The 10,638-nt window shown below is 72.3% G+C and carries 9 protein-coding genes; 4 read left to right on the forward strand and 5 right to left on the reverse strand.

Annotated elements, in window-relative coordinates:
• The first annotated feature begins 172 nt into the window (after window positions 1-172).
• From gabT to G6R25_RS16955, 3 genes are all read left to right on the forward strand, one after another.
• Entirely contained in the window at window positions 173-1,549 is a 1,377-nt protein-coding gene (gene gabT, locus G6R25_RS16945) for a 4-aminobutyrate--2-oxoglutarate transaminase (RefSeq protein WP_163553778.1), read from the forward strand.
• 124 nt (window positions 1,550-1,673) lie between these two features.
• Entirely contained in the window at window positions 1,674-2,318 is a 645-nt protein-coding gene (locus tag G6R25_RS16950; protein ID WP_163553772.1) for a DUF6758 family protein, read from the forward strand.
• A 29-nt stretch (window positions 2,319-2,347) separates the two neighbouring features.
• Window positions 2,348-3,361, forward strand: a complete 1,014-nt coding sequence (locus G6R25_RS16955; protein ID WP_235948782.1) for a diacylglycerol/lipid kinase family protein — start codon at window positions 2,348-2,350, stop codon at window positions 3,359-3,361.
• Here the strand turns inward: G6R25_RS16955 and ctaD are convergent.
• From ctaD to G6R25_RS16975, 4 genes are all read right to left on the reverse strand, one after another.
• Complete coding sequence (ctaD, locus tag G6R25_RS16960; protein WP_163553773.1) at window positions 3,285-5,021, reverse strand: aa3-type cytochrome oxidase subunit I; 1,737 nt, start codon at window positions 5,019-5,021, stop codon at window positions 3,285-3,287. The genes G6R25_RS16955 and ctaD overlap by 77 nt on opposite strands.
• A 179-nt stretch (window positions 5,022-5,200) precedes the next feature.
• A complete protein-coding gene (locus G6R25_RS16965; protein ID WP_163553774.1) occupies window positions 5,201-6,934 on the reverse strand; it encodes an alkaline phosphatase D family protein in 1,734 nt (577 codons plus the stop codon).
• A gap of 68 nt (window positions 6,935-7,002) precedes the next feature.
• Window positions 7,003-7,509, reverse strand: coding sequence for a MaoC family dehydratase (locus tag G6R25_RS16970; RefSeq protein WP_163553775.1), 507 nt, complete (start codon window positions 7,507-7,509; stop codon window positions 7,003-7,005).
• 115 nt (window positions 7,510-7,624) lie between these two features.
• Entirely contained in the window at window positions 7,625-8,236 is a 612-nt protein-coding gene (locus tag G6R25_RS16975) for a suppressor of fused domain protein (protein WP_163553776.1), read from the reverse strand.
• A 138-nt stretch (window positions 8,237-8,374) separates the two neighbouring features.
• Here G6R25_RS16975 and G6R25_RS16980 point away from each other — a divergent pair, with 138 nt between their 5' ends.
• Window positions 8,375-9,691 carry a TerD family protein gene (locus G6R25_RS16980; protein WP_163553777.1) on the forward strand — a complete coding sequence of 439 codons (1,317 nt, stop codon included), beginning with the start codon at window positions 8,375-8,377 and terminating at the stop codon, window positions 9,689-9,691.
• Here the strand turns inward: G6R25_RS16980 and G6R25_RS16985 are convergent.
• A partial coding sequence (locus tag G6R25_RS16985; protein WP_235948785.1) for an NAD(P)-dependent oxidoreductase occupies window positions 9,666-10,638 on the reverse strand: 973 nt, incomplete at its 5' end. The two genes, G6R25_RS16980 and G6R25_RS16985, sit on opposite strands and share 26 nt — an antisense overlap.

Here is a 10,638-nt window from a genome sequence, read left to right on the forward strand (position 1 = left end):
GTCGGAACATCGGTTGGTTCAACGCGCCCGACCGGCCCATCGGCGCCTACCGAGTCTGAAGCGAGCGCTGACCTGGGCGGACACCCCGGCCCCGAGCCCGCGGTCGGGGGACGATGCCCAAGTGGATGCCCAAGTGGAGACAGTGGTGAGCGAGCAGGCGGGAGCCGACGAAATGATCCCTCCGAACGTGCCGGCCCGCGGCGGCCCGGGGCTGCCCCAGGTGCGCCGCCTCGTCACCGAGATCCCCGGGCCGCGTTCGCGCGCGCTGGCCGCCCGCCGGGCCGGCGCGGTGGCCCGCGGGGTGGGGGAGACCCTGCCCGTGTACGTGCATGCCGCCGGTGGCGGGGTCGTCGTCGACGTCGATGGCAACTCGTTGATCGACTTCGGCTCGGGGATCGCCGTGGTCAGCGTCGGCAACGCCGCCGACGGCGTGGTCGAGGCGGTGCGCGAACAGGTCGGCCGGTTCACCCACACTTGCTTCATGATCACTCCCTACGAGGGGTACGTCGCTGTCTGCGAGGCACTCAACCGGCTGACCCCCGGCGACCACGACAAGCGCAGCGCGCTGTTCAACTCCGGCGCGGAGGCCGTCGAGAACGCCGTCAAGATCGCCCGCTCGGCGACCGGGCGCGACGCGGTCGTCGTCTTCGAGCACGCCTACCATGGCCGGACGAACCTGACGTTGGCGATGACGGCGAAATCGATGCCCTACAAGGCCGGCTTCGGACCCTTCGCGCCCGAGGTCTACCGGGTGCCGCTGGCCTACCCGTACCGCTGGCCGACCGGCCCGGAACACTGCGGCGAGCAGGCGGCGGCGCGGGTGATCGAACTCGTCCGGGACGAGATCGGCGCGGGCGAGGTGGCCGCGATGGTCATCGAGCCGATCCAGGGGGAAGGCGGCTTCATCGTCCCCGGCCGTGGCTTCCTGCCCCGCCTCGCCGAGTTCTGCGCGGACACCGGCATCCTGTTCGTCGCCGACGAGATCCAGACCGGGTTCGCCCGCACCGGCACGATGTTCGCCTGCGAGGACGAGGGCATCGTGCCGGACCTCATCACCACCGCGAAGGGCATCGCCGGCGGCATGCCGCTGGCGGCCGTCACCGGACGAGCCGAGATCATGGACGCCCCGCAGGCCGGCGGGCTCGGCGGCACCTACGGTGGCAACCCGGCGGCGTGCGCGGCGGCGCTCGCCGCGATCGGGCTCATCGAGTCCGCGGATCTCGCCGCCCGCGCGCGGCGCATCGGCGAGCTCGCGCTGCCCCGGCTGCGCGCCCTGGCGGCGCGGCACGACACCGTCGGGGACGTCCGCGGGCGGGGCGCGATGCTCGCCCTGGAGCTCGTCCGCGGCGGTGGCGACACCGGCCCGGACAAGGAGCTGACCGCAGCCGTCGCGGCGGCCTGCCACCGCCGCGGCCTGATCGTGCTCACCGCCGGCACCTGGGGCAACGTGCTGCGGCTGCTGCCGCCGCTGGTGATCGACGAACCGCTGCTGCTCGCCGGCCTCGGCCTCCTCGACGAGGCGTTCGCCGAGAGCGCCGCCAGCCGCTGACGTGCCCGGCGGTTCGGCACATCAGTGCTGGTGGGACGGTTGCTCGCGGTAGAGGGCGGGAACAGCGGTATCGGAACCGCCGACGTCCGGCGGCCTTTCGTCTACCTACACCAGGAGGCGCCCGGTGACCATCGCTGGCACCTGCCCTCGTTGTCTCGGCCCGCTCCGCCCGCCCGACTTGTGGAGTAGCCAGTACCGGTGCGACGAGCACGGGGAGGTGAGCCCGTACCGGACGGCCGTCTCCTCCCGCGAGCAGGCGTTGCGATCCCTGTCCACGTCCTCGACCGTGCCCGTCTGGCTGCCGGAACCCATGCCGGTGCACTGGTATGTCAGCGGGATCGGCTGGGCCGGCGACGACTGCACCGGGCCGCGGGCCAACGCACTCGCCCTCGCCGGCCCCTGCCCGCTGGGCGGACCGGCGGAGATGATCCTCGTCGCCGAGGCGCCCGGGGTGGGCCTAGGCGCCCAGCTCGCGGGCCTCGCCGGCCCCGATCCGGAGGCGCTGCCGGGCGCGTCCGAGGCCAAGGTCGAGGCCGCCGGGCATCCCACGGCGATGTGGCCGGTGGCCGTCCGACCCGACCGGGCCGCCTTCGTCGGCGAGGCCCGCGGGGTGTGGCTGTGGCTGGTGCTCTGGCCGGCCGACGCGGCGCTGATCCTGCTGGAACACCTGGTGCTGCGCGACGTGCGGGACGCCCCCGAGATCGGCGAGCGGTCGTTTTTCGGCGCCGTCAGCGAGCATCTGACCGTCGCGTCGCCCACGGGGCGGTGAGCGGGGTCCCGCGGCCATAGGCTGACCGGATGGAGGTCGATCGGCGCCTGCTCACCGTGATCGTCAATCCGAGCGCGGGGCGCGGGCGGGCGCTGCGCCTGCTCGACGGCGTCCGAGCCGAGCTCGACCGGTGGGCCGCCGACGTCCGGGTCGCCCCTACCCGCGACCTCGCCCACGCCGGCCAGCTCGCCGCCGAGGCGACCGCGCACGGCCGGGTCGTGGTGGCGCTCGGCGGGGACGGCCTGGCCGGGGCGGTCGCCGGCGCGGTGGCCCGGACAGGTGGGCTGCTCGCCGTGCTGCCCGGGGGCCGCGGCAACGACTTCGCCCGCGGCCTGGGTCTGCCCGCCGACCCCCGCCGCGTCGCCGCCGAGCTGGCGGGGTTCCGGGAACGGCGGGTGGACCTGGCGGAGGTCGTCGGCCGGCCGTACCTGGGGATCGCCAGCGTCGGCTTCGACTCCGACGTGCAGGTCATCGCCAACCGAACCCGTCTGCTGCGAGGGCGGCACGTCTACACCTACGCGGCGCTGCGGGCGGCGGCGGCCTGGCGGCCGGTGCGCTTCACGGTGACGGTCGACGACGAGCCGCCCCGAGCGCTGCATGGCTGGACGGTCGCCGCGGCCAACGCGGCCTACTACGGCGGCGGGATGCGCTTCGCTCCCGACGCCGACCTCGCTGACGGGCTGCTGGAGATCGTGCTGATTTCGCGGACGTCCCGGCTGACTTTTCTGGCGCTGTTCCCGCGGGTGTTCGCCGGCCGGCACATTCACACCCGCCACGTGCGGGTGCTGCGCGGGCAACGGGTGCGCATCAGCGCCGACCGGCCGTTCGCGGTGTACGCCGACGGGGATCCGCTGGCCGACCTGCCCGCGGAGATCGTCGTCCGCCCGGCCGCACTGCGCCTACTCGTCCCGCCAGCCCGCCCGGCCGCACCGCAACCGGACCAAGCGGTCAGGCGTTTGGACGCGGTTAGTCCTCGTGTTGCGCGGGCCGTGTGTGCGCGTCGGCGAACTCCGGCGTCGCGTGGTAGTCGAGGAGGCCGCTGAGCTGCGGGTAGTGCAGGTCGAAGGCGGGCCGCTCGGAGCGGATCCGCGGCAGCGACCGGAAGTTGTGCCGCGGCGGCGGGCAGGACGTCGCCCATTCCAGCGAGTTGCCGTACCCCCAGGGGTCGTCGACGGTGGCGAGCTCGCCATGCCGGTACGAGTGCCACAGGTTGTAGATGAGCGGCAGCGTGGACGTGGCCAGCAGGAACGCGCCGGCGGTCGAGACCGTGTTCAGGGTGGTGAACCCGTCGGTCGGACCGTAGTCGGCGTAGCGCCGTGGCATGCCGCGCACGCCGAGCCAGTGCTGCACCAGGAACGTGGCGTGAAAGCCGAGGAACATGGTCCAGAAATGGACCTTGCCCAGCCGGTCGTTCATCATCCGTCCGGTGATCTTCGGGAACCAGAAGTAGGTGCCGCCGAACGCGGCGAAGACCACGGTGCCGAACACGACGTAGTGGAAGTGGGCGACGACGAAGTAGCTGTCGCTGACGTGGAAGTCGATCGGTGGGCTGGCCAGCATCACCCCGGTCAACCCGCCCAGCAGGAAGGTCACCAGGAAGCCGAGCGCGAACAGCATCGGCGTCTCGAAGGTGAGCTGCCCGCGCCACATCGTGCCGATCCAGTTGAAGAACTTGATGCCGGTTGGCACCGCGATGAGGAACGACAGCAGCGCGAAGAACGGCAGCAACACCGCGCCGGTGACGAACATGTGGTGCGCCCACACGGCGATGGACAGCACGCCGATCCCGATCGTGGCGAAGACCAGCCCCTTGTAGCCGAACAGGGGTTTTCGGGAGAAGACCGGCAGGATCTCGCTGATGACGCCGAAGAACGGCAGGGCGATGATGTAGACCTCGGGATGGCCGAAGTACCAGAACAGGTGCTGCCACAGGATCGCGCCGCCGTTCGCCGCGTCGAACACGTGCGCACCGAACCGGCGGTCCGCCTCCAGCGACAGCAGCTGCGCGGCCAGCACCGGGAAGGCGACGATCACCAGGATCGACGTCACCAGGAACGTCCAGCAGAAGATCGGCAGCCGGAACATGGTCATCCCGGGCGCGCGCAGCGTCAGGATCGTAGTGATCATGTTGACCGCGCCGAGGATGGTGCCGAGCCCGGACACCACCAGGCCCAGGATCCACAGGTCGCCGCCGGTGGTGGGAGAGTAGATCTTGCTGTTGAGCGGGGCGTAGGCGAACCAGCCGAAGTCGGCGGCGCCGTTCGGGGTGAGGAACCCGGCGATGACGGTCAGCCCGCCGAACAGGAAGAACCAGTATGACAGCGAGTTCAGCCGGGGGAACGCCACGTCGGGCGAGCCGATCTGCAACGGCACCAGGAGGTTGGCGAACGCGAACGCCAACGGCGTCGCGAACAGCAGCAGCATGATCGTGCCGTGGATCGTGAACATCTGGTTGTACTGCTCGTTGGAGAAGTACTGCAGCCCCGGCCGGGCGAGCTCCGCCCGCATCATGACGGCCAGGACCCCGGCGAACAGGAAGAAACCGAACGCGGTGACGAAGTACATCACGGCGATGTCCTTGTGGGACGTCGTCCGCAGGTAGCCGAGCAGGTTCGGGTGCTTCCTGGTATGCGTTGTGCCAGTACTCGCCGGGCTGTACCGGGTGTATGGTGCCGGTTCCTGCGGCTCCTGAAGAATCGTCACGCTCGGCTCCTGGTTCCTCGTCGTCCGCGCGGCGGCAGCCTAACGTGCCGGGCGGGATTCCGGTCGGAAGCGGGTCGAGTTTTCTTCGATATGTTTCGCGATGCCCCACCGAGCGATCGGGGGGATTCGTGGTAATTGAATTGCCTTAGTGCCGCCGATCCGCCGATCCGTGGCGATGGTCAGGCCGGCTGAGCGCCGGGAACACCGTCCTCGACGATCCAGGTGGCGTCGGTGGATACCGGGGAGTCCGGTCGGGAGAGGTCGGCGACGACCCGCATGTCCGCGCGCCACTCCGTCGGCGTCACCCGAATCCGGGTGTATCCGCGGCGATCGCCGCGGAAGTAGCGGACGTGCGGGTTGAGGCGGGCGTTGTTCTCCTGGACGAAGTCGTCGTTGATGAGGAAGAAGGCCGAGCTGATCGAGGTGCAGACGAATTCGGTCGCGACCGCGGGCGTCTCCGGCCGGTCAAAATCGACCCGCAGGTCGTTCACCCAGGCGCAGTGGAGATCCCCGGAGAGCACCACGGGATTGCGGGCCCCGCTGTCGCGCACCCCGGTCAGCAGCCGCCGCCGGTAGGGGCGGTAGCCGTCGTTCTCGTCGAGGTTGGTCAGGATGCTCCCCGACCCGATGGGCAGCTGGCCGTCGAGCTGGCTCATCATCGTCTGCTGCGCGATCACGTTCCAGCGGGTCCGGGACGCGTCGAGCCCCGCGCGCAGCCAGCGTTCCTGGGCCGCCCCGACCATCGTGCCACCGGTGTTGCCGACGCCGAGGGCGGCCGGGCCGATGGCCTCCGGTGAGTTGCCCGGCACCGGGGTCCGGTACTGGCGGGTGTCCATGACGTTGAGCGTCAGCAGGCTGCCGAAGGCGAGTCGGCGGTAGATGCGCAGGTCGGGCGAGCCCGGGTTGAGATCGGCCCGGATCGGCATGTGTTCGTAGTACGCCTGGTAGGCGGCGGCCCGTTGGCGGGCGAAGGCGGCCGGGTCCTGGTGGCGCTCGCCAGCGTCACCGGCCTCGTCGACGAGGCCCGCGTAGTTGTTCTCGACCTCGTGGTCGTCCCAGGTGACGACCCAGGGCGCGGCGAGGTGGGCGGCCTGCAGCGCCGGGTCCGCCTTGTACTGGCCGTAGCGGTTGCGGTAGTCCGCCAGAGTCTGGAGCTGGTCGAGTCCGGGCTGCTGGGGGGTGGTGTGCACGCGGTCCGGGAACCGGCTGTCCGGGTCGTACTCGTAGATGTAGTCGCCGACGTGCAGGACGAGATCCGGCGCGTCCGCGGCGATGGCGTCGAAGGCCGGCCAGTAGCCGTTCTGGAAGTCCTGGCAGGAGGCCAGCGCGAGGGTCAGCGCCCCGCCGGCCCCGTCCGCGCCGGCCTGCGGGGCGGCGGCGGTCCTGGTCCGGCCGACGGGGCTGAGCACGGTGCCGGCACGGAAACGGTAGAAGTAGTCGCGTCCCGGCTCCAGGCCGCGGACGTCGACGTGCACCGAATGGGCGAACGCCACCTGCGCGGTCTGGGTGCCGGCGCGTACCACCGAGCGGAAGCGCTCGTCGGTGGCGATCTGCCAGTCGACCGGGACGTCGCGCGAGGGCATTCCGCCGCCCTCGCTGGGGCGCGGTGCCAGGCGGGTCCACAGGATGACGCCGTCGGGCAGCGGGTCGCCGCTGGCCACACCCACGCCGAACACGCCTTCGGTCACCCCGGGGACGGGGGTCGGGGCGCGCAGCGTCGGACCCGGGATCGGCCTCGGATCGCCCGAGCCGCCGCAGGCCGCCAGCCCCACCGCGGCCGCCGCCGCGCCGCCGAGCCCCAGCCCGCCGAGCAGCACTGCCCGCCGGTGCGGCTGCCCGCCCGGTGCAGGCTCGGAGCCGGCGGCGGGACGGGATCGAAGGGGACGCGAGGGGCCTGCGGCATTACCGGTCACAACGTCATGAGACTAGTGCTTCCGGACCGATGGAGAAGGGCCGGATCCGGCGAAAGTGCTGGTGTGGGTCAGATGTGAGCGGGCCTGGGGCGGCCGGGCTGCTCACCGCCGTGCGCCTCGCCGAAGGCCCGCGTCGGGATCATCACCTTGCGCCGGTAGACGCACACGAGCACGCCGTCCTGGTTGTGGCCACGGGTCTCCACGGTGACGACGCCCCGGTCGTCGCGGCTGCGGGAGGGGACCTTGTCGAGCACGGTCGACTCGCCGTAGATCGTGTCGCCGTGGAACACCGGCGCGACGTGCCGCAGCGACTCAACCTCCAGGTTGGCGATGGCCCTGCCGGAGACGTCCGGGACCGACATGCCCAGCAGCAGGGAGTACACGTAGTTGCCGACCACCACGTTCCGCTTGAACTGGGTGCTCCGCTCGGCGTAGTGGCTGTCCAGGTGCAGGGGATGGTGGTTCATCGTGAGCAGGCAGAACAGGTGGTTGTCGGACTCGGTGACGGTCTTGCCTGGCCAGTGCCGGTACACGTCCCCGACCTCGAACTCCTCGAACCAGCGGCCGAACTGCATGACGGACCCCCTCCGCGGCGTTGACGGCGGCGTTGACGGCGCGCCGCATGCACTCTTGACTGCAGAGAGTAGTCATCCTTCGCGTGGTCGCGTGGTCGCGTCCGAGTGGGCGGCCTCAGCCGAGGTCGACCTCGCGGCGGTGCGGGTCGCGTAGGTCGGTGCCCGCGGCCAGCCAGCGCTGGTGCAGCACCTCGGGGCCGTGCACCCGCTTGAAGGCGGCCTCGTTCATCGTCATCGGCAGTACGGGCAGGAAGCGCACCGGCGCGGCGGCGGCGAACGCCGGGTCGTCCACGGCGTCCGCGAGCGGCAGGTCGGGGATCAGGCCGCCGGGCTCACCGACCAGCACCGCGGTGAACGGCGCACCCTCCCACAGCGGCTCGCCGAGGTCCAGGCTGGCGCCGGGGGCGATCGGCCGGCCCTCGACGGCGGGCACGGCCGCGAGCACGGCGAGCCGGCGCAGCACGCTGTCGCGCCGGCCACGCAGCGACAGCACCAGCTCCGCCCGCGGCCCGGCTGGGTCGCGCACGGCGGCGTCGGACGCCGTCATCGGCTCCCGGGACATGCCGAGGGTGAGGTAGCGGACGAGGCCGTCGCGGTCGGGGCCGAACCGCAGCACGTCCATCTGCTCGGTGCCGAGGAAGGTCACCGAGGCGCGGCCGGTGTCCCGGCCGAACAGCGCCGCGACGTGCCCCTCGACCGATCGTCGCAGGGTGGCGCTGTCGCTCATGGGACCCGTGCCGCTGTTCGCATGGCACCGATCGTAGGGTCGGCGGGAGCGCCCGTGTCGCCGGCCGGCGTCCGGGAACCGTCATACCCGGTGGGCGCGTTCAACATGGTGCGCGACGACCTCGGAGAGGCTACGGCTATGGGACAGGTGCTGACGAAGGGCGGCAATGCGCCGCTGCCCACCACCGACGTGCGGGTGGAGATCGCCTCGTCGAGCTCGCTGGACATCGCCGCGATCCTGGTGACCGCCGCCGGCAAGGTGCGCACCGACAACGACTTCGTCTTCTTCAACCAGCCGACCGGCCCGGGGGTGCGGCTGCTGCCGCCGTCGGCGCTCGAGTTCACCCTCGCCGCCGTCCCGCCGGACATCGACAAGGTCGTCATCACGGGCAGCCTGGACGGCAGCGGCCCGGTGACGTTCGCGGGCGTGCGGGGCCTGGGCATCTCGGTGCGCGACACCCGCGACGGCGCCGAGCTGGTCCGGTTCGACCCCGCCGGGCTCGGCGCTGAGACCGCGCTGATCCTCGTCGAGCTCTACCGCCGGGCCGGCGCGTGGAAGGCCCGCGCGGTCGGGCAGGGCTACGCCGCCGGGCTCGCCGGCATCGCCACCGACTTCGGCATCGCTGTCGACGATCCTGGCACCTCCGGCGGGTCCCCGCCCGCGGCGCAGTCGCAGCCCGCCGGCCAGCAGTGGGCGCCGCCTGCCGCGCCGCCGAGGCCCGCGGCCGGGCCGCCCGCCGGTCAGCAGTGGGGCCCGCCGCCCGGTCAGCAGTGGGGCCCGCCTCCCGGGGTGCCGCAGTGGGGCCCGCCGCCCGGTCAGCCGTGGGGGCCTCCCGGTACGCCGCCTGCGCCTGTGCCAGCCGGCCAGCCAGGCGGCCGGGTCAACCTGGACAAGGGCCGGGTCTCGCTGACCAAGGGTCAGAGCGTGTCGCTGGTGAAGACCGGCGCCCCGCCGCTCACCCGGGTGCGGATGGGCCTGGGGTGGGACCCGGCGCAGCGCGGCCGGTCGATCGACCTCGACGCGTCCTGCATCCTGTTCGACGATCGTGGCAAGGATGTGGACAAGGTCTGGTTCATGTCCAAGAAGGGCGCGCGCGGCGCGGTGCGCCACTCCGGCGACAACCTCACCGGCCGCGGCGACGGCGACGACGAGACGATCCAGGTGGATCTTGCCGCGCTGCCTGCGAACGTCGTCACCCTGATCTTCACGGTGAACAGCTTCCAGGGGCAGCCGTTCACCGACGTGCGCAACGCCTACTGCCGGCTCTACGACGACGTCACCGGCCAGGAGCTCGTCCGCTTCGACCTGTCCGAGTCCAAGCCGTCCACCGGCCTGGTGATGTGCCGGGTGCAGCGCGACCGCGGCGGCCCCAGCTGGGTGATGACCGCGATCGGCGAGTTCCACGACGGCAAGACCGTCCGCGCGATGGTCAATCCGTCGAAGCAGTACCTCTGACGTCGGCGGCCGCGCCGGTGCCGGTTTCGGCCGAGGCGGTGCCGGTTTCGGTCGGGGCGGTGCCGGTTTCGGTCGGGGCGGTCGGGGCGGGGCGGCGTAGCCGGATGATGGCGGTGGCGTCGAGCTGCCCGTCGCCGCGGGCCTGCGAGGCGGCGAGGTCGGCCTCGGCGAGCTCGGTCAGCGGCACCCCGACGCCGCGCCGGGCCGCCTCCGCCAGGCAGATCCGCAGGTCCTTGCGCATCCAGTCGACGGCGAAGCCGAAGTCGAACTCGTCGCGGATCATGGTGGCGGTGCGGTTGGTCAGGTACCAGGAGCTCGCGGCGCCGCCTGACACGGCGGGCAGCACCTGGTCCAGGTCGAGGCCGGCGGCGATCGCGAAGTTCAGTGCTTCGGCCGCGCCCTCGACGGCCCCGGCGACGAGGATCTGGTTGACCATCTTGGTGAGCTGACCGGTGCCGACCGGGCCGATGCGGGTGATCGTCGCGCCGTAGGCGGCCAGGACCGGCCGGACCCGCTCGACGGTGTCCGGGTCGCCGCCGCACATCACGCTCAGGCGCCCCGCCTGCGCGCCGGCCTGCCCGCCGGACACCGGCGCGTCGACGAAGCCGACTCCCACCTTCGCGGCCTGCGCCGCGATTTCGGCGGCCAGCTCCGCCGACGTCGTCGTGTGGTCGACGATCGTCGCCCCCGGCGCCAGCGCACCGAGCGCGCCGTCCGGGCCGAGCAGCACCGCGCGGACGTCGTCGTCGGCCCCGACGCACACGCACACCACGTCGGACCCGGACGCCGCCTGCGCCGGCGTGGCCGCGACCCGACCCGGATGCTCGGCGGACCAGCGCGCCGCGGTCGCCTCCGTGCGGTTGAACACGACCGTGTCGAAGCCGGCGCGGGCGAGATGGCCGGCCATGGGAAAGCCCATGGTGCCGAGGCCGACGAAGGCAACCTGC

The organism is Candidatus Frankia alpina (assembly GCF_902806485.1).
GTDB classification, from domain to species: Bacteria; Actinomycetota; Actinomycetes; order Frankiales; family Frankiaceae; genus Frankia; species Frankia alpina.